Genomic DNA, 21,450 nt, shown 5'->3' on the forward strand with positions numbered 1-21,450 from the left:
TAATAATTCTTTAAAATATAATTCCTCTTGAGCTTGCAAAATTTCAATAGATAATAAAATAAGTTCTTAAGTGATCATATTAAATTAAAGAGGAATTAAAACATTGCCTAAAAGAGGTGGCTAAATTAAGAACAAAATGGTACAGCTATCTATTTTTATTTTGGCTGTATTTTTAGAGAAGGGATTTGTATTTGAATCTGAATATTCGACAAGATTTATGGTTTTAATGGAAATACAGTTTTAGTACAAAATCATTATGTAACTGGTTTTATTATTAACTATAATTAATTTTTTGTTATCATTTTATTAATCTCAATTTAGTGAATAATTGAGTTTCTTTGTATTGAACTTTTCAACTACCATTAAAAGCTTAGTTTAATATTAGAATGTTAGATAAAATGAAAAATGATTAACGATTGTAAAATTAATTTAAATCATATGAAACAAAAAACAACCCCTATTTTATTTTTTATTTTTTTCTTCAATGTACATTTTTCTTTGGCACAAGAAATACCTTTATCAGAACATATAATAAAAAAAACAATTATATATGATATAAAAGGAAAAGATACTTTACGTATGGATGTGATGCGTTCAAATAAATATGAAAATAATCATAGACAACCTTGTTTATTCTTTATGTTTCCTGGATCATTCGCCAAAGGAGTAAGAAATGATCCGCGTTTTAATACTTATTTCAATAGAATGACAGAAGAAGGAATAACAGTAATTAGCATTGACTATCGCCTAGGCATGGCAGACACCTGGAAAATTCCTTTTACTAATTGGTCTAATCCAATTGGTTATATTAGTGCTATTAATACTGCTGTAGAAGATTTGTATAGTGCAACTCTTTATACAATTAATAATAAGGATAAATTATATATAGACTCAGAACTAATTATGATTTCAGGATCAAGTGCAGGCGCTGTTACTTCATTACAGGCAGATTGGCTTTTAAATAATAGAAAAAGTTTAAGCAATGTACTTCCATCAGGTTTCCGGTATAAGGGGGTTCTTAGTTTTGCGGGTGCTGTATTTACAGATTTTTTTGGAATTAAATATTCTACCCCTCCATCTCCAACATTATTTATTCACGGGAATAAAGATAAAATAGTTCCTTATAATCAATGGAATTTTATTCTGGCAAAATTCTCGGGATCATATTCACTGGCAAATATATTTAAGAAAAATAAATACCCATATTATCTTATCACAGTAGAAAATGGAACCCATTCAGTTAGTGCTGATGCAATGACAGCTGTATATATGGATAGAATAGCAAATTTTATTAAAAATTTTGTTATAAATAAAACAACTTCATGTATAGAAGAGTCAATGTAAAAAATAATATTGAATTTAGTATTAATTTATTACTTAAACAATCTTGATAATTCTGTAAATTATTTTAACTTTAATTTAAATACACAACATATATACCTAATGAGAAAAAGAACTATTTATTTATCCATTTTTACAATTTCTATAATTAATATAATAATTTCTTGCGAAAGAAACAATAATTTAATAGGTCAGCAAGAAGAAACAATATCAAGAAAATGGTCAGAATTTATAACAACTGAAAGTTTAATGGATGGAGCTCATTTTAATTTAAAAAAAACTTCAGATAACCTGGCAAAACCAATAATCAATGGAGAGAAAATAGAACATTCCATTGTTTTAAAAGATTTTCTATTATATGAGTATATTGGAGATCAATTAATCGCTAAGATTCCAGTAGTTTTAAAGCAAAATCAGATTTTCATTAATGTTCCGAATGAAAGTGAAATTCTAATTTTCACAATTGATATAAACGGAAATTTAAAGCAGAATAAAGCATTGTAAATCATTATTCGAAAATATAATGAATATGTTCTTTACCTAAGCTTAAAATGCAAATAATAACCTCCAACTGGAAAAGTTACAGAACTATTGCAGGATAATAAAGCTAGCTCTCCTGTAGAATGTAGAAAAATCAACAAATGCAAATAATAAGAAAGTATCTGCTGTTATAGAATTGCTAAAGAGTATAAATCCGAATACCAAATTGGTTAGAATTGGATTTGGATTATGAGCCCATCAATATTATTAATATAAATTGACTAATCGACGAAAAGTAAAATTGAAATTTATAGTCCGCTTTTTTTGGAAGCATAATAGCATTTGTTGATAAATTTGATGCGTTGAATGATCCTGAAAAATAAATATTGATTTCAAGGATTCCCTTGATATTTCTGCCGTTAAAGCGCTAAAAAAGTCATTAAAAAATATAAAACGTATAATAAAGAATTTATTCTGAAACATCTTAATGCAGATGACATTCAACTATTGGAGATGCCAGTGGATTCGTTGAAGTTAACCTTCACGAAAAATCGACCTATAAATTTTTGCCGGATTGATAAAACATATAATAACGTAAAATAGTTGGCTAATTTTCTTGTTGCCAAATATTTTTTTCATACAGCATTCAGATTTCAAGTTAAATAGTAGTTAAATATTCGACGTTCATCCTGCTAATAAACACCTCCTAATTAAATCAGTTTACCCTATTGAAGCAATCACCTTTTAGAAGATTTTATATTTACCGTGCAGAATTTGTTTTTCGTTGACTAACCACTATTTAATACTCTTTCCTATCCCGCTAAGCGACTGAGGAGTATTTTCAAATAGGACGCAATATACTACTGAAAAACAAGCAAAGTTAGATTGGATAAAGTTCCATAAAGTCAAGATATTTCGTTCTAACCCAAAATTCAAAAGTTACTATGCTTTATTTTATTTAGCAATTTCGGTACATAATTTTTCGATTCCAATTTACTAATGATCTAGATTGTAGAATCCTTAAAACATTGAATGATTTATGTTGCTGCTTGAGTGCTATAATGGCTCTATTAATTCACTGTAAATTGTACTCCTTGAATAAAATAATTTATAATCTCTGTAGTATCTGTTTGTGGGGAGAACAACCTTAATAGACCTTTTTCCAAAAAAGCAATTCGAAGGCAATTTCATTATTTTCCAGAAAAAAACACCTTCTTTCATTACTATTTCTTAAAAAGGAAGGAATTTGATGGATATCATCTTCTTATAAAATGCCCCCGATAGCAAGTATGGACAATAGTCTTTTTATGGTTGGTTATAAGATTTCTTATTCAAAAATACTTTTAGCAAAAGCCAGAACAGTTTCTTCAAAAGATATTAGCCGCAATTGTAGTCCGTTTTTAGGCCTACTCCTCGATTTACGCCTACATCAATAATAACATATAATAAAGAAGTATCAAATATAGAAAAAAGCTTCACAATAAAATTAGGCAGTTCCTTCCTTGGTATTTTACTTTTCAGAAATGCTTTTTTTAATATTAATGCTACGACCATCATCATCAAAAAACCAAAAGAGATCATGTAACGATTATTTGCTGCAGGTGGGATTTCCATATGTTTGATTAAAGCATCAGCTGCTTATCATCGATAAATTAAAAAACCGATTTTGGAACAGCGGAAATACTACCGTCCATCAGTTTAATTACAATATTGACTGATGTAAACCGTTCCTAAAATAGCTCCTAGCAATATAGAAATAAATTCAGTTACAAAATTATTTGTCTTCATAAATTACTAGGCTGTGGCTTCTGCAATCGTTTTGCTTTTAAAATAAGGTGTAGGCTTTTTCGCATAATTAGTGCCTGCCCTTTCTCATTCATTGTCTGTTCTATCTTCCATAGACTGCTACTGCGCCGGAAGAAGTTATTACGACCCATTTTACCTTGTTGAAAGATGCGGCTTTTAAAATATGGAACACATGAACTTTGTCAGGAAGAACAAGTTCCTCTTCTTGGGTAATTCTCTGGAAAACGGTAATGCTATATGTTGAATATAACCCATATCCTTCATAAAGTCAGCACATACTTCACTGTCATTTAAGTCCGCCTCAGCAAACGATAAATGCACTACAAAACGGGTTTGTTTCGCAATAATGTTCTTGATGGAGGAAGCCACATTCAAGTTTGTTAATGTACCTTTTACCTGATATCCTTCTTACAAAAACTTGATAGCTATATGCGACACAAAATAAAAGGCTGATAACTTTTACAAAGATTTTTTTATATTCATAATAATAGTGATTTGATACAAAATTGAGAAATATTGCTCCATTACCATTTGATAAAAAATGCGCAAACTATATATTTCTATGTCAGAATTTGTTAATACATATTATAAATTAATGATTAGGCGAGATTATTTCTTTCCTCATAACATACTCTATTTAAGATATTTACAGATATCGTTAAAAAAAGATATAAAATAACAGTAAGACCATTAACTGTCTTTAACTTTTGGATAAGAGATGAGATATTATATTTTTCTCAAAATTTCTTTTCTGTAATTGTTTGGGTATCCATAAAAAAAATAATCCAATCATAAAAAACTAACTATACTCCTTACAGATCTCATATACAATTATTAGCATAGAAGATTTTACGAGATATTGCATAGAAAAGTCGAGTCCTCGATAACATAGCACACAATACAAATTAAAACTAAATCATTAAACAATATAACTACTATTTAATAAATAAATTATTATTAATACCAAAAATCGAAACAATGTTGCTAAAAAATTTAAAAATTCAAGGATTAATGAAGTAATAAATATTCTGTCAAATCCTAGTACTGATTTTGAATAGAAAGCTCAAATAAATTATCCAAAAGTATAAATTTCACGGAGTGTTGCACATATCATAGCGCGTCCTAAACATAAAAAAAGGAATATGAAATTGTTTGTGGAGAAAAGTGTTATCAGGTATCTTGTATTACAGCTGTTAAAACAATTCATGACCCTTTAACAAATTTAAATGATAATGAAGTTTTTGAATATTATAAAAAATAAAGATAATAGGCCATAAATTGAAACTATTCAGGATATAAACCATTTAAAAAACATATTATTAAAAAAAACCTAATTATAATTATATACTAATTCCATTATGACCTATTACTTTACTATACTTATTAAGATTATTTTCTCTTCTCTTCTATTTATTCCCCCTATAATCGCTTGTTAAACAATAATTTAATATATAATGTTATCCAATTTCATTGTAATTTTCACATTTTGTTTACTATTCAGCTTACAGAAGGAAATAATGTATAATAGGATTTTCTTAAAAAACATTGTTATATGTTCATGGCAAAGAAGATATTTTTTTCAAATGCAATATATGAAGGATAGGCTCGATTATTAATAAATGTATGAATCTGAACTGCACTCTCAAATTTACTTTTTAATACCACAAGATTGTATATAATCCTTATTAACAGTACAAAAAATAGTATATACAGAAAATTTTGAATACTAAGAAAAACAAAAATATCTGATATAATGCAAATAAGCATTACCACATGTATGAGTTTAAATAGTCTCACATAATTTATATTAGCTAACTTAATTGTTCTATTAATACGATTTGAATAAATATTGCCTTCCTTTTAAGTTTAATTGTAAACAAATAATTAAAAATTTAGAAGGCAATAGTAATCTGCAGGAATAAATCAAACCCATGAAAAACACCAAATGTAAAATGATGTGATCCTTATTCCTACAAACCTTAATAAATTGTTGTGATATTCTACGGCTTCTTTATAATTTAATTTATACATCAAATTTACTACCAATTACACTTTTAATAATTATATATTATAAACCATATTTTGTACAAATTAGAAACATTATCGGTTTAGAAATGTAGCTTTTTATAATTTCATAAATTAATTTATTTTACTCCGTACGCCTACAAAAACATTTAAATCTCTTATAAATTCAGTAGAGTGCGATGATTACGTAAAACTTACTGTCTACTACTCTAAGTTATGTCGATATCATATTAAAACTCTTTTGCCCCAAGATACTTTTAACAAGGGCATCAAAGTTGTCATTTGCCTAAAATAAAAATTTTTAACATCTCTTTTAAACTCTACTTAGTATCGATGCAGCTAAAATACAGCCGAATTTCTACAATAAGACTCTATTGTAATGAATATACTGATATACTGCAAAATCTTTTATAACCAACTCCTTTTTAAATAATGACTTATCTTATCGTAAATTTCTAACTCTCTTTACATAGTGTTAGATCAGGATAGAAACTACACATAATTTTCCAAAAAGAAAATATATAATAATTATGTCTCAAAATAGTAATTATAAATTCTATTGTTAACGTTAATACTAAATATGTTTTTTTATACATTAATAAGTGAAAGGTTATTAGTAAATAAAAGTTTTAAAAATTAAAAATTTCGACTATCATTTCTTTTTGATTTCAATATTATTGATAACTTATTTATAAGATAACCCTACTAACATATCACTATAATTCACCTGCTAATGCCTTAAATAACAACACATTGTTTCTGGTATTTTCATGTTGAAATTTCAAAAGATCAAGCTCAGCTTGCAGCTTGCTTTTCTGAGCATTGATCAGTTCAAAGTAGTTTGCATACCCCGTAATATACAAATCGTTGGATACCTCTATTCCCTTATCAAGATAATGGACTTCCTCTTCTTTAAGTTCTAAAACTTTATGAAATATTTGAGTCTGTTTCAGAATAGACTGTAGCTCATTGAAGGCAGTAGTAACACTCTTCTGATAATTCAGAAATGCAATTTCCTGTTCTATGCCAGCGACTTTAAATTCATATTGCAGCTGGCCTTTGTTAAAAACAGGGATCATCAGACCTCCTAAAATCTGTCCCGCCAAGGAGGCTGGTTTGAAAAGTGTTTCGGCAGAAAAGGAATTGATTCCAAATCCTGCTCCAATATCAATTTTAGGATAAAAAGCAGCTCTTGCAGCCTTGGCATCAGCATGTGAAGCCTTAAGATAATAATAGTTTGAAATCACATCCGGCCTGGAATGAATTATCTTATCAACATTGATATTGGAATTCAGGATATTGAAATTCGTAGGCAAAAGCGTGTCTCCTCTCTGTATATCACCACCGTATACACCCGTTAATGTTGATATGGCCTGCTTCACCGTAACTATTTCTACTTTAATATGTTCAATTTCCGCCAGCCAGTTATTGTTCTGCGCCTTAAACTGCTGTACAGCCAGTTCAGTTACCTTACCGACTTCACGCTGTGCTTTGATAATTTCAAAGGCACGCTTCTGAAGATTGTAATTATCCTGGTAGATTTTTAACCGCTTGTCTAAAGCAATCAGATCATAATATAAATTGGCGATATCCGTAAAAAGATCAGTCTGAAGAAGCTTCAAACCTTCTGTTGATGCCAGAAATTTGTTCTGAGCTGAAAGTTTCTTATTTTTTAGTTTTCCCCAGGCATCAATTTCCCAGCTACTTCTGGCGCCCATCCAGTAATTCGGGGTAAAGGAAGTATTGATCTTTTGTTCTTCTGTGATATTGGAGGAGAGATTGGTATCATAATTGCCAACCCCTTCCATTGTATATTTTCCATACCGGTTGCCGGAAACCTGAACTCCAACTTCCAGAGAAGGCAGTAATTCTGTTTTTGACCGCTTTAATAAGCTATTGGCTATTTCTACTCTTTGCTGGGCTATTTTAAAATCAGGATTGGCTTTTTTTACCTCCCCGAAAAGATATAATAAATGGGGATCCGTAAAATAACCTTTCAGATCTATTCCTGAAAATTCAGATCTGCCGATAGCTGAATCTGCTGCAACGGCATCCGGTAGTCTATTGGCTTCCTTCATAGAAGCTACTTTAGGAACAGCACAGGATGTCACAAGTAGTCCTGTAATCCCCAAAAATATAAGTTTTAATTGAATTCGTTTCATGCTTTTTTTCTATTTTCAAGGGTTGCAAAGAAAATGTAAAGACCAGGAATGATGATAAGACCGAAGACTGTACCGATTAACATCCCTCCTGCTGCTGCAGTTCCAATGGAACGGTTCCCGACAGCTCCGGCACCCGATGCCACACATAATGGAATTAATCCTGCGATAAAGGCGAAAGAGGTCATCAGAATGGGACGAAGACGCTGTCTTGCTCCTTCTATAGCAGCCGAAATAATGCTGTTTCCCTCCTTGTAACTTGCAATGGCAAACTCCACAATTAAGATCGCATTTTTGGCAAGCAGCCCTATCAGCATCACCAAAGCCACCTGAGCATAAATATTGTTGTCAAGACCACAAACCAGCAGAGCGATATAGGAACCAAAAATTCCCGTTGGTAAACTTAACAGCACCGGTATAGGAAGCAGAAAACTCTCATATTGTGCTGCCAGTAAAAGGTAGACAAAAATCAGGCAGACCAGGAAAATATAAACCGTTTGATTTCCTGATAAGATTTCTTCACGGGTCATCCCCGACCATTCAATATCGAAGCCTTTAGGAAGAGTTTCTTTTGCTATTTTGTCTACTGTAGCAATAGCGTCACCTGAACTAAAGCCCTCAGCAGCCTCTCCATTGATCATCGCAGACATATACATATTATAGCGAGTCAGTACCTCGGGTCCATATACTCTTTCAATCGTTAAAAAGGTTGAAAAAGGCACCATTTCACCTTTATCATTTTTTAAGTACAGGTTCAATATGCTCTCGGGAGTATCACGGAATTCAGGTCCTGCCTGAACCATAACTTTGTACATCTGCCTGAACCGGATGAAATTGGTCGCGTAATAGGATCCCAGTAAAGTTTGTAAAGTGGACATTGCATTATCTGCTGAAATTCCTTTCTTAGCTGCCATATCATAATCAATATTCACCATATACTGTGGAAAAGTAGCATCAAAGCTGGTAAAACTGTTCTTAAGCTCAGGAGTTTCATTCAGTTTCTTAACAAAATCCTTGGTTACTTTATCCATATTTTCAATGCTTCCGCCGGTTCTATCCAGGAGACGAAGTTCAAAGCCGCTGGTATTCCCAAATCCCGGAACTGTTGGGGGGGCAAAAGCTTCAATTTGCGCATCAGCAATCCCTTTCGTTTTCTCATTTAATTCTTTAATAAAGTCATCCACAGATATATTTCTTTCCTTCCAATCCTTAAGATTGATCATCGCCATTCCATAGGATGATCCTGCAATTTCAGTGACCACATTATATCCTGCAAGAGTCGTTACATTTTCTACTCCATCCATCTTTTTAGCGATTTTGGTAATTTCATCAAGTACCTTTTCAGTTCTTTCTACCGTTGCTCCCTGGGGTGTGGTAACACTTACGTAGGCCATGCCCTGGTCTTCCATAGGAATGAATCCCGATGCCAGAAATTTTGACGTCAGTCCCGTTAGCAATATAAATAAAGTCAGTAGTCCGAAAGTCACTGTCGTCCGGGTGGCAAATTTTGACAGGACTTTTACATAACCGTTGGTAACTGTGTCAAGAATGCTATTAAATACAGAGAAAAAACGATCCAATAAACCTTTCTTACGATGATCATCATGAGGCTTCAATATGAGTGCGCATAAAGCTGGAGTAAGGGTTAACGCATTAATACCTGAAATCACGATACTGATTGCCAAAGTAAGTGAAAACTGCCTGTAAAATACTCCTACAGGACCATCCAGGAATGCTACAGGAATGAAAACCGCCGACATGACCAAGGTTATCGCTACTACTGCACCCGATATTTCTTTGGCTGCCATTATCGTGGCCTCAAAAGGCATATACCCTTCTTCCATTTTGACATGAACAGCTTCAACAACAACAATGGCATTATCTACCACAATACCAATAGACAGAACCAGTGCAAATAAAGTCAACAAGTTAAGTGAAAAACCCAGCATATCCATAAAAGCAAATGTACCTACCAATGCCACGGGAATAGCGAGCACCGGAATAAGCGTAGAACGCCAGTCCTGAAGGAAAAGAAAAACAACTATCGCCACCAGAATAAAAGCTTCGATAAGGGTCTTCAAAACAGCATGAATAGAAGCATCCAGAAACCTTGAAACATCATACGCAAGGTTATAGTCCATCCCAGGTGGGAACGAGCCTTCTTTCAGCTCCGCCATTTTATTTTTGACATTCTGGATAACCTCAGAAGCATTGGATCCCGGTCTTTGTTTCATCATGATTGATGCTGACGGCCTTCCATCGGTTTTCGAAACCATTCCATAAGTCATTGCTCCAAATTCAATTTTTGCAATATCTTTCAACTTTAGTATCGTTCCTTCCTCATCCGCCCTAACAGGAATTTCTTCATATTGCTGAGGCTCAAAAAATTTCCCTCTGTATTTTACAACATACTGAATCTGGCCTGCTTTTTTACCGGAAGACTCTCCTACCTTTCCCGGAGCTGCGGAAATATTCTGTTTCTGCAGGGAACTGATTACTTCTTTCGTGGAAATATTATAAGCCGCCATTTTCTGTGGATCAAGCCAGACTCTCATGGAATATTCTTTCTGCCCCATAATCTCTGCTCTCCCCACTCCATCTAAACGCTTGAGTTCCTGAAGAATATTAATATCTGTAAAATTGTAAATAAACTGTTCATCCTGGCTGGGATCTGTGCTGGTAATATTAAGGTACATCAGCATGCTGTTTACCTCCTTTTCAGTAGTCACCCCAGCCCGGATTACTTCCTCAGGAAGTTCGTCAAGAATTGTAGTTACCCGGTTCTGTACATTCACTGCAGCCAAATCCGGATCAGTACCCACTTCAAAAAAGACCTGTATAACGGTCAGCCCATCATTTGAAGTAACGGTCGACATATAGGTCATTCCCGGCACACCATTAATAGCACGCTCCAGGGGCAGGGCAACCGCATCTGCTGAAACTTCTGCATTCGCTCCGGTATATTTTGCCGTAACGGTTACTGAAGGTGGAACGATGTCAGGAAACTGGGTGATCGGCATCTTAGTCACCGCCATAATTCCTATCAAAACAAAGACAATGGAAATCACCAGCGAAAGTACTTTTCGCTTTATAAATATCTCTACCATAATCAACTATTTAAGAATTATAACCTGTCTTTAATTTTGATGATATCACCATCTTTAAGAGACTGCGCTCCCTCATAAATAATCAGATCTCCCTTTTTGATGCCACTTTCAACCAGATAGGAATTCTTTATGGCCGGACCGACTTTAATATTGGTCATCTTTACCTTATTATTCTTATCTACAAGGAATATGTAGGTTTTATCCTGAATTGAAAAGGTTGATTTTTGCGGAATGAGAAGTGCATTATTCTGAACATCAGAAATGGTCAGCTTACCGGAAGTCCCATGCTTGATGATATGTTGTGGGTTTGGGAAAAGCACCTTATATCTGATAGATCCGGTAGCACGATCAATCTCGCTTTCAGCAGATTTTAAGGTACCATTAAACTGATAGTTCGTTCCATTAGGAAGGGTAAGCTCAATCTTCTGATGTTTTCCTAATTTATCACTTGCTAAAAGCTCAAAGTATTTATTTTCAGGAATGGAAAAGTAAGCATATACCTCATCCAGCTGCGAGAGTGTCGTCAGCAGAGTTCCGTTATTGACCAGACTTCCGCTTTTATGAGGAATGACATCGATCACTCCGTCGAATGGCGCTGTAATCAATGTAAAGTTAATCTGCTGAACAACCGCTTTTTTTTCAGCCTCGGCAAAAGAACATTTTGCCCGAGCCGATGCCAGTCTGGCCTTAGCAAGTTCAAACTCGTTAGCAGCAACAAACTTTTTGGCATATAAACTTTCAATCTGCCTGACTTCAACCTCAGCGATCCTAAGGTCAGCTTTTGTCTGTTTAAATCTGGCCTCAGCCTTCAACAGATCCATTTGTAACTCAGCATCATTGATCTTGAAGAGCGACTGCCCTTTTTTTACAAACTGTCCTTCATTCACATAAATATGTTGAATGATGCCGTCAATTCTGGAGCGGATTTCAACATTTCTTTTGGCCTGTATATCGGTAACAAACTGACTGCTGATCAGTGTATCTTTCTGTTTTACCTCAAGAACGGGGACTTCCTTAGTATTTTTATTTTTATTGGGATTGTTTTTACCACATGATAATGCGCATAATAATGCACTTACGCATAAAATGAAACTTTTTATATTCATTATAGAATTTTATAACTGAAACTTTACGAAAAAAATTAAGTGGAAGTATCAGTTTAAAACAGCTGCAATAAATGAAGATAGAATTTTACGGCGCAAAATATGTCTCCAGTAGAAACTGGTGAACCCTTTCGAACAACTTTAATAAGGACTTCGGGACAATTCTCCGATTTGCCTGGAATATCAAAATAATTTAGGTATTTAGAAAAACTTTTATTCTCAACTTCAACTGCCTTTACGTTGTTATACTTCTTGATAGAGCGATTCGCGCCACTACGTACAGGATGCTTAAAAGCAACAATATTTACCGATGCCTTGCCAGCTCTGTCTGAGCTGAAAACGAAAAACAGAGTAAAAATATAAAAACAAAAAAACGTTCTAAATAATAACATTCAGCCGTAAAATTGAAAATTCAGGGGATTAAAAATAGTATATCAGCAAATGTAAGTCATTTTGCTTTAATTTTTTTTTAATTTATGTTAAAAATTTATAAAATAAAAGTTAATTAATAATTTCATTCGTTTCAATTATCCGCCAGAAAAAGAGTAATTTCAAGCCGGTCACATTTTTCAAAATTCATTATTAGTACCTTTGATCACTCATTTACAAGATCAAAATTGTACTAAATAATATTTCAGACGTTCAGTTTTTTCGAAATCAGTAAAATATGTCATGTAATTTGATATAAAAGAATCTTTTCTTTAAAATATAGTAAGTTCATTTCTATCTACTCGATGCTTAGAGACTTAAAATAAAGCTTTCGGAAACTTGTCTAAAACCATATTTTTCAAAAAAATGATGAGCTCCCTTATTATCAATGCCACTTTCCAAAAGGAGAAAGCTGATATTCCACTTTCTGGATTCTTCGATCGCATTTTCCAGTAGGGTACTTCCGATAGATTGCCCACGGTAAGACTGATCTATGAGCATGTCTTCAAGCACTGCATAATTTTTAAAACCACTGTAAATCACATTAAAAACCAGCATCCCAATGATTTCTTTTTCAGCATTTTCCGCAATTAAAATCTTGACCGTTGATTCAGAAGGACTTCCAGCATTAAAATCACTGTTAAACTGCTCCGTCAGAATGGATTCAAGATCAGCACTCCATTCTTCCGAGCTTTCAGCTCTTCCTGAAATTATTTCTCCATGTGAAATATATGACTTTGTTTTATGGGTGATAAAAAAGTCAACAAGTTCTTTAATCCGGCTTTTATCAGTAAGCCATTGAGTGGTATATTGCATCATTTGGATTTTTAAATCTATTGCTAAATAATCATTTTATATTTAATAATTCGTTTAGTAATTTATACAAGTTAATAATAAAGATTTTGAGCAACTAAGTAAGATTATTGATTCTCTTTTTATCTAAACAAATGATATTAATTAGCTCATTAAAAAATCGAGATAAGATGTATAAAAGATTATTTCGATGGTTATTACAATTATCATTATTAAATTATCAGGAATCTAAAAAAATTTATTATTAATTTCAAATTCGAATTTACATTTATTAAAAAAAGAAGTATTTACAAATGTAGAAATTAAAATTGTATATTTAAAACCTACATAAAATCAATTCCCGATTCATTCTTTATTATTGAAATTCTAAATTGTAAACGAAATAAAAAAGTTTTTCTTTTGTAATTTATGTTATTTTTAACATTATTATAATCAAATAAATTTAAAAGAAAGCTGTTAACTTGCACAACTTTCTTTTATTTTGAGACTTTCTTCAATAATAAATTTACCCTAGCTTATTTAAAAGTTTGTTTAATCATTAGTATTTTCAAATACTACAAATCTATTTTTTTGCCTACTACTATTGAGACAAATACTGAAATAATAACTCCAGCAAAAGTCCAATTAGTGAAAGTAAAATATTATATTATACAATGTTTCTGATGCATAAGAAAATATCAAGGATAAAGCCGAGTAACCATGGGAAAGCACAAAAGATACAGCGGACAACGTTAAGGTTAAATTGAGGAAAAAACAAATTAGTTTTAAAGTATTATACTAGAAATGTCCAAAGCTGATAAAGTTTCGGACAATTTTTTAGTTTGTTTATGTGCTTTGTAATTTAGCAGTCTAAATCGTGTATAAAATATTAATAGCTTCCGCTTTTTTTATCATTTTTTTGAAAAAATGTAGTATTTAAGTAGAAAAATGATATTAAATTAAACTTGATATTTTGTATAGTATTTAATTAAAGTGAATTTTACCCTCATTAAAAGAATTTATGACTCTTCTTGAGTAGTTCGAGTCAGATAATAAAAACATCTTCAAATTTTTATCCACCTACTATTGTAGACTTTAAGTTTTGGATTACGGCTAGAGAGAAGGTTGATTATGAAAGTATTCTTGATGAACTGTGTTGGGAAGGAAAATAGAATGGAAGAACTGCTGAAAATCCAATATGTACATTAATTTTCCATCTAAACCTATACGTTAATACTTATTCAAAGTCCACTATTATTGATTCTAAGTTTTCGACTCAAGAAGACTTTATTTATCTTATCAACTTAAAAGCTTTTGATGAAATGACGAGGTACATTTGAATATAAAAGAAAGTATCAATACAATATAATTTCAAAATGGATCTTTCATTACCTCAAGTTCCATAATTTGTAAAATTCCGTCATAGATAAAGCACAACCCAAACCAAATTTAAGAATTAAAACTATGAAAGATTACAAATAGATCTCCTTTCCATATCTAAATGCATGAGGCTCATCTGTAAACTTCTTGTTCCTTTTGATTTCATATAAAAGCAGCAGTTGATTCGCGGTATCTTGCTTGTACAAAAATAAACCCGTTTGCTTCTGCGTATGTTTTAGCTCCGTCTTGCAGTAATTACCTTTTGCGTTAGTCCAGAAACTTTCTGAATATCATTACTGAACTTTTTTAGCTGACTTATAGCAACTCTATTTTTTTAAGTCCTTAAATTCAATAAAGTAAGCTATCAAAAATAGTTCTGCATTTGACGAACAGAGTTCGATGACATAATCAAATTCAACACAACCATCTCTTGATAACGATTGTATTTTTCTTTTCTTATAAGGAGGGATATACTTAATATTAATGAGAAGCTTTTCTTCTTCAATTAATTTATATAAAAAATCTCTGCGATGTCTTCAAATTTGTCTCTTTTTAAAATGGTATTATAGCTTTTTGAGATTATTCATAACAATAACTTCTTTTTTCCTTTTTTCATATTTTTAATTTGTAGATTTTTCTCAGTTCAGAAAGAAATTTCTGTTCTTCTTTAATTATTTTTCAATCATTTATTAAATTTATATTAAAATAAAATAATGTTTAAAATATATAAATGGATTAACGAAATATATCTCCATCTTTGGAATTAACAATTAAACATTTATTTTATGAAAAATTTAAAATCTTTAGGAAAAAGTGCATTAAAAAGTATTAATGGTGGTAATGGACAAGATTGTGGACCAAGACGTGAATGTCCTCCAGGATATGGATGTGATGTCAATGGGAAATGCGTAAAGAGTGTTAAATAGTTATTTCCGTGATTTTTTTTGTATTAGAAAAAAGGATTTAGCTAAAATGAAGGGTGATTTTTAGAAATTATCCCACGAAATTAATTTAGCAATAAAAGGGGAGACAGTTCTTCCCTTTTATTATTAAATATTATTAATATACCTCTATTAATAAACTCCAAACTCAGTAATTTTTCGCTTTTAAAATGTTTCAATCCCATTAAGAGAGAACAAAAATTTGTAATAGGTATCAAATTGGCTGTTTTACTTCTCCTCCAAATCTTCTGATTAAGTCTGCAAATTTTTCATAATATAAATTTATTGTTGTTTTTAATTGTTTTTTCTGATATACTATTTTTTATTATACAGTTTTTTGTCTTCAAGAGCTTTATAAAGATCACAAGACTTGTCATTAATAAGATAGTATACTGTTATGACTACCATATAATAATTAGGTATCTCATCATTTAGGACTATTTCTATAGGAGTCTGTCGACGAAAACGAAAATTTTCTATGCTACGGATATAATTTGTTGATTTTAAATTTAATATATATTTAAATATTATCTTGACTTCTAAGAGTTTAAACCATTAAAAAATTTTTAAATGAAGTTCTACAAAAATTATGAAAAAAAATTATAGTTTTTTTATATTATTTTTTAATGTCTCTTTCGCGTTGTGGTCCGCCGTGTGGATTCACAAATAAAGGGAACCCTTTTTCCTTGCAGGGCTGCTTTAGGCAAAGTAATATAACATCTTATAGTAAGCCCGTCTCAGCTTTTGAATTCTATAGGTCTCATTTCTGCCATATCCCCTTCTTTTAACTGAGGCATAAGATTATTTAGAACATTCAGCTTTTTGGTTTTTGTATCTCTGCTGTCCATTAATGGATGAACAGGAAGTGAAAGATTCAGATATTTGTTATATGATATTAAATCATTAAAAGTTTTCATGGTTTAAAAATTGTAAAATTCTTTCCAAAACTATTAGCAAATGTTCCGATATTTCTTCATTCCAATAAAAAAGGGACGAAAAACTAAAACCAAGTTATGTAATTTTTTCTGCTCAAAGATTTAAGTATAAACGATCAATACTTTTCTTGAACCACACAAGCAAGTAAATTGAACCCTACACAAAAGTAGAATATGCAATAATACCTGAACTTTGTCCTATTAAATTAAATAAATCAAAATGTCAGAAATTAAAAAAATACAGTTAGGTCAAAATGGACCTATGGTTTCAAAACTTGGTTTGGGATGCATGAGAATGTCATCAGTTTGGGGCGGTTCGACACCTGATGAAGCAGAAAGTATTGCTACTATTCGTCAGGCATTGGATAATGGAATAAATTTTCTCAATACCGGAGATTTTTATGGTGCAGGTCATAACGAGATGCTCATTGGAAAAGCAATTAAGGGAAGACGTGAAGATGCATTCATCAGTGTCAAGTTTGGCGCTATTTTCCACAATGGTCAGTGGATTGGAATGGATCTTCGTCCTGTAGCAATCAAAAATTTTGTCAATTACTCTCTTACCCGTCTGGGAATTGAGACCATTGATCTTTATCAGCCAAGCAGGATGGATGGCAGTGTTCCTATAGAAGATATTATTGGAACAATCGCCGGTCTTGTTAAGGAAGGGAAGGTACGTCATATCGGAGTATCGGAGATCACAACGGATCAGCTTCGTAAAGCTAATAATATATATCCAATCAGTGCTTTGGAAATCGGATACTCTTTGGCAGACCGCCAGATAGAAGAAGATTTATTACTTGCCGCCCGAGAATTAGGAATCGGTGTCATCGCTTTCGCAAATACTGCGGAAGGGCTTTTGAGCGGGGATCTTCAGTCACCATTATCAGAGAATGATTACCGAAATCATTTCTCCCGTTTTAAGAGTGAAAACCTGATTCATAATCTTGAAAAAGTAGAAGTGCTCAAACAGATGGCTCTACGCAAAGGTTTCACACCGACACAGCTTGCTATTGCATGGGTAAAGGAACAAGGTAAGAATATAATGCCGCTCGTAAGTATGAGCCGCAGATCGAGACTACCTGAGAATATTTCTGCAATGGAAATTATATTCACTCCTGAGGAAATGAACATTTTAAACACTACATTTGCAATAGGCGCCATAAAAGGCGGTACCTATCTTCAAAGATAATGGAAAGTCCAGCAGAGATTTTACCCGGCGTTATATTTTATTCCTATCTTTCTTCGGAGCAGAAACAAAAGGTCTGCTTTTGGAATCATCATACCTTAGTTTTACAGGTTTCAGGTCAACTTGTCTTGGAGACCTCAGAGCAGAATATTTCCATCTCTGCAGGAGACCAAAACGAGCGTATCTTCAAACACTTTCATCGATGATTTGGTTCGATTAAGTCAAATTAACCAAGAGTTGCAAAATTCATTTTTAAAAATAATTTCTATTAATTTTTTGTCTATGGCTTTTAATTCTACAAATCAAAAAAATTAGTAGAATAGTAGGCCTTTTGGATTCAACGGTTTTTTTAATTATAAATGAAGATTTAATTATGAAATAGGAAATAGTATGATATTACTAGATAATTAGATTGGAAAATATAGTTTGGTACATTAAAATATCAAATAGTATCAGACTCATATAAAAGCCGGCTCTGAAGAGTTTTAAACTACTCAGAGCCGCTTCATATGTATTAATTATCATTTTTTTACAAAACCAATGTAGGTGCTTTTCCGAATTTCTTTTTAAAAGCATGGGAAAAATGAGAAAGGCTTTCAAATCCCAGGTCAAGATAAATGGAAGATGGACGTTGGTTTACTTTCGATGAGATGTCTCGCCTCATTCAATCTTTTATCCTACAGCCATTTTCGAGGAGGCATTCCAAATGTTTTCTGGAAGTTTCTCTTAAATCCTGAAAGGCTTCTTCCTGTCAATTTGGAAAATTTTTCAACTGAAATATTAAAATGATAATTGCTGAGCATAAATTTTTCAAGATCTATTTTGTAAGGCTCAGAAAAATCGAATAGAAAGTTTTGTAGTTCAGGCATGGCAAGAATCATAAGTTTAATGCCTTCCTTCACTTTTAAAAGTCCCATTTCGTCGGTCATTTGAGCACCTGAGTTTCTGGCATAGGGAACAATAGACTGGAAATATCCTTTTAGAAATTCATATAGAACTTACCTACCCGATGAGATAGAATTAAAGTAACTTATTGAAGCTGACCGATTAAAACTTGAACTGGACGACCTGACATAGTCATTATTCATTTGTACACATTAGTAAATTAGTACGATTTGATTCGTCCAGGGAGGTTACACAATAATTCTTCCATCAGTTAATCTCGACTGTCTGGCAATCTTTTATGATAAACCATATTAAAAAAACTCCCGTTTACAAATTAGATCACCCATCTTGTTACTATAACGAAATTTTATATCCTGTATTTTTTACAGGATTTTTTATTTAATGTTCTGATATTTTCAAAAATAACCGGTAAAAAGAGCCAACTATATTAGAGAACTCATCTACTCTACTGATTTAATGCTTCTAAACATTATTGAAATAGGAAAAACAAATCCAAATTTAATTCTCAGAATTATAATCAAGATTAAAAATATTCCTATTAAAAACAAGAATTAATAAAATAATGTAAGAATATTATTTTTTTTATATATATTGCAACATTGTTGCGTTATAATTATAGAGATTAATTTTAAAAAAATAAACTATTAGTAGTAATGTTTAGATATTTCAAAGGAATATATTATCCTTTTTTTCGACAGTTAGACACAATGGACTGCGGACCAGCCTGTCTTAAAATGATTGCGGCATTTTATAAAAAAGAAATATCATTAAATTATTTACGGGAACTTTGTGATGTACGAAGCCAGGGAACCTCAATTTCAGGTTTGACCTATGCTGCTGAAAAACTTGGTTTCAAAACATTAGCTGCTGAATTAACTCAAGAAATACTACTTGAAAAAGCGCCATTGCCTTGTATACTCCACTGGGATCATAATCATTTTGTCGTTTTATGGCATCTTACTGCAACACATGCCTATGTTGGAAATCCTGCATTGGGAAAGAATATGCGTTATACAATCAGTGATTTTATGGAACATTGGAATGCTTCCGGACAGGGAGATAAAGGCATTGCCATTTTTATTGAACAGACAGAAATTTTCAAACAGTTAGAGAATCAACCAGAACAAAGTGTAAGTCTTTTTTCGCTACTAAAGAGAATCAATGATCAACACAAAAGTATTTCTCTGGTCATGGCAGCTCTTTTAGTCGCTACTCTTCTAACTCTGACAATTCCACTATTAACGCAGGCTGTTGTTGACAAAGCCGTTTCGAAAAAGGATATTGGAATATTATCACTGATCTGTGCAGGCCAGCTTGTTTTGTTTACAGGCAGGATTATAACAGATTTCTTTCGCAGCCGAATCCTTTTTAAGCTCGGAATGAACATTAGCATAAAACTTATTTATGAGTTTGTGGATAAACTCATGCAACTTAAACTCTCTTTCTTTGAATATAGAGGCAATGGTGATAATTTGCAGAGAATCTACGACAATCAGCGTGTAGAAGAATTTCTTACAAAAAACTGTGTAAGTGCGGGACTTTCCATTATCATTCTCATCGTTAATGGTGGATTATTATGCTATTATAACTGGAAGCTTTTCTTTTTATTTCTGGCTGCCAGTGCCATAAGTGTTATCTGGACCAAACTTTTTGAGGAAAAAAGAAGACGTTTGGACCAGCGAACTTTTGGCCTGCTTTCAAATGCTCAGCGTCATCAAATAGAAACATTCGAAGCCATGACAGAAATAAGGCTGACTGGCGCGGAGGAAGAAAAAAATCAGTTGTGGAAAACAATGCAGGAAGAAACCTACTGGGTGAAAATGGAAAGTTTAAAATTAGATCAGCGCATACAAGGTGTAGCACTTTTTATCACTGAAACGACAGGTGTATTAACTACTTTCCTAACTGCATCTTTAGTCATCAACGGAAATCTTACCCTTGGGGCAATGATTGCCATTACATACATGTACGGTTCACTAAATGGTACAGTAAATCAGCTGTCAGATTTTATCCGCTCAATGCAAACTGCAAAATTCAGTCTGCAGCGTATTTCTGAAGTAGAAAATGAAGAAACAGAAGATGCTAATTCAACCCTGACTTTACTCAAAGGAAATTCAGGTTCAATAGAGTTGTTAGACGTTAGTTTCAGGTATGGAAAATTATCGCCCAATGTGTTGCATAATATATCCTTATCCATTCCAGCCGCAAAGGTGACTGCCATTGTTGGTATGAGTGGTAGTGGAAAAACAACGCTATTGAAATTGCTTCTTAAATTTTTCCATGCAACACAAGGGACTATCACTTTTAGTGGGCAAGATCTTAAATTAATCAATGCAAAAAGTTTACGAAGACAATGTGGAGCCGTTATGCAGGATTCATTTTTATTTACAGACACTATAGCAGGTAATATCTGGATAGGAAGTCAGGAAAAAGATCTTTCGCGTTTAAAAAATGCCTGTAGAATGGTCAATATGCAGGATTTTATTGAAAGTCTACCCTTTTCTTATGAAACTCAGATCGGGAGTGAAGGAATCGGACTTAGTGAAGGACAAAAACAACGTCTACTTATTGCACGCCTGATTTACCGGCAACCTGATTATATATTTCTGGATGAAGCCACAAATTCCCTCGACGCAAACAATGAAAGGTTTATCGTTGAAAATCTGAATAGTTTCTTTGTGGGCAGAACGGTAATCATTGTTGCGCACAGACTTAGCACAGTGGTACATGCAGACAATATTATCGTCCTGGATAAGGGAAGTATCGTCGAACAGGGAACTCACGAGACTTTAGCAAAGTCAAGAGGTGCTTATTATAATTTAGTTAAAAATCAACTTGAACTCGGAAAATAAATTTT

General features: G+C 32.6%; 13 protein-coding genes. 5 read left to right on the plus strand and 8 right to left on the minus strand.

Annotation, left to right across the window (positions count from 1 at the left end; translation table 11 throughout):
* Positions 1–438 precede the first annotated feature (438 nt).
* Together AAEU33_RS20410 and AAEU33_RS20415 are read left to right on the plus strand one after the other, a co-directional pair.
* Positions 439–1,344 (plus strand): alpha/beta hydrolase, encoded by a 906-nt coding sequence (locus AAEU33_RS20410; RefSeq protein ID WP_345990002.1) that lies wholly within the window; start codon positions 439–441, stop codon positions 1,342–1,344.
* Positions 1,345–1,443: 99 nt separating this feature from the next.
* Positions 1,444–1,845, plus strand: a complete 402-nt coding sequence (locus AAEU33_RS20415) for a hypothetical protein (RefSeq protein WP_345990004.1) — start codon at positions 1,444–1,446, stop codon at positions 1,843–1,845.
* 1,353 nt (positions 1,846–3,198) lie between these two features.
* Here AAEU33_RS20415 and AAEU33_RS20420 read toward each other — a convergent pair.
* The 5 genes from AAEU33_RS20420 to AAEU33_RS20440 form a co-directional block, all read right to left on the minus strand.
* Positions 3,199–3,435, minus strand: coding sequence for a hypothetical protein (locus AAEU33_RS20420; protein ID WP_345990005.1), 237 nt, complete (start codon positions 3,433–3,435; stop codon positions 3,199–3,201).
* A gap of 2,933 nt (positions 3,436–6,368) precedes the next feature.
* Positions 6,369–7,814, minus strand: coding sequence for a TolC family protein (locus AAEU33_RS20425; RefSeq protein WP_345990007.1), 1,446 nt, complete (start codon positions 7,812–7,814; stop codon positions 6,369–6,371).
* Positions 7,811–10,918 (minus strand): efflux RND transporter permease subunit, encoded by a 3,108-nt coding sequence (locus AAEU33_RS20430; RefSeq protein ID WP_345990008.1) that lies wholly within the window; start codon positions 10,916–10,918, stop codon positions 7,811–7,813. The genes AAEU33_RS20425 and AAEU33_RS20430 overlap by 4 nt, the downstream gene beginning before the upstream one ends.
* A gap of 17 nt (positions 10,919–10,935) precedes the next feature.
* The gene (locus AAEU33_RS20435) at positions 10,936–12,024 is read right to left on the minus strand and encodes an efflux RND transporter periplasmic adaptor subunit (protein WP_345990010.1); all 1,089 of its coding nucleotides are present in this window, start codon (positions 12,022–12,024) and stop codon (positions 10,936–10,938) included.
* Positions 12,025–12,759: 735 nt separating this feature from the next.
* Positions 12,760–13,269, minus strand: a complete 510-nt coding sequence (locus AAEU33_RS20440) for a GNAT family N-acetyltransferase (protein ID WP_345990011.1) — start codon at positions 13,267–13,269, stop codon at positions 12,760–12,762.
* A gap of 2,138 nt (positions 13,270–15,407) precedes the next feature.
* Between AAEU33_RS20440 and AAEU33_RS20445 the strand changes: the two genes are divergently transcribed.
* The gene (locus AAEU33_RS20445; RefSeq protein ID WP_345990013.1) at positions 15,408–15,548 is read left to right on the plus strand and encodes a hypothetical protein; all 141 of its coding nucleotides are present in this window, start codon (positions 15,408–15,410) and stop codon (positions 15,546–15,548) included.
* Between the two features lie 752 nt (positions 15,549–16,300).
* Here AAEU33_RS20445 and AAEU33_RS20450 read toward each other — a convergent pair.
* Entirely contained in the window at positions 16,301–16,480 is a 180-nt protein-coding gene (locus AAEU33_RS20450) for a hypothetical protein (RefSeq protein WP_345990014.1), read from the minus strand.
* Between the two features lie 238 nt (positions 16,481–16,718).
* Here AAEU33_RS20450 and AAEU33_RS20455 point away from each other — a divergent pair, with 238 nt between their 5' ends.
* A complete protein-coding gene (locus AAEU33_RS20455; RefSeq protein ID WP_345990016.1) occupies positions 16,719–17,690 on the plus strand; it encodes an aldo/keto reductase in 972 nt (323 codons plus the stop codon).
* Positions 17,691–18,216: 526 nt separating this feature from the next.
* Here the strand turns inward: AAEU33_RS20455 and AAEU33_RS20460 are convergent.
* The gene (locus AAEU33_RS20460; protein ID WP_345990018.1) at positions 18,217–18,351 is read right to left on the minus strand and encodes an AraC family transcriptional regulator; all 135 of its coding nucleotides are present in this window, start codon (positions 18,349–18,351) and stop codon (positions 18,217–18,219) included.
* Between the two features lie 13 nt (positions 18,352–18,364).
* The gene (locus AAEU33_RS20465; protein ID WP_345990019.1) at positions 18,365–18,616 is read right to left on the minus strand and encodes a hypothetical protein; all 252 of its coding nucleotides are present in this window, start codon (positions 18,614–18,616) and stop codon (positions 18,365–18,367) included.
* A 630-nt stretch (positions 18,617–19,246) separates the two neighbouring features.
* Between AAEU33_RS20465 and AAEU33_RS20470 the strand changes: the two genes are divergently transcribed.
* Entirely contained in the window at positions 19,247–21,445 is a 2,199-nt protein-coding gene (locus AAEU33_RS20470) for a peptidase domain-containing ABC transporter (protein WP_345990020.1), read from the plus strand.
* Positions 21,446–21,450 lie beyond the last annotated feature (5 nt).

It is taken from the genome of Chryseobacterium sp. Chry.R1 (genome assembly GCF_039645525.1).
GTDB lineage: Bacteria > Bacteroidota > Bacteroidia > Flavobacteriales > Weeksellaceae > Chryseobacterium > Chryseobacterium proteolyticum.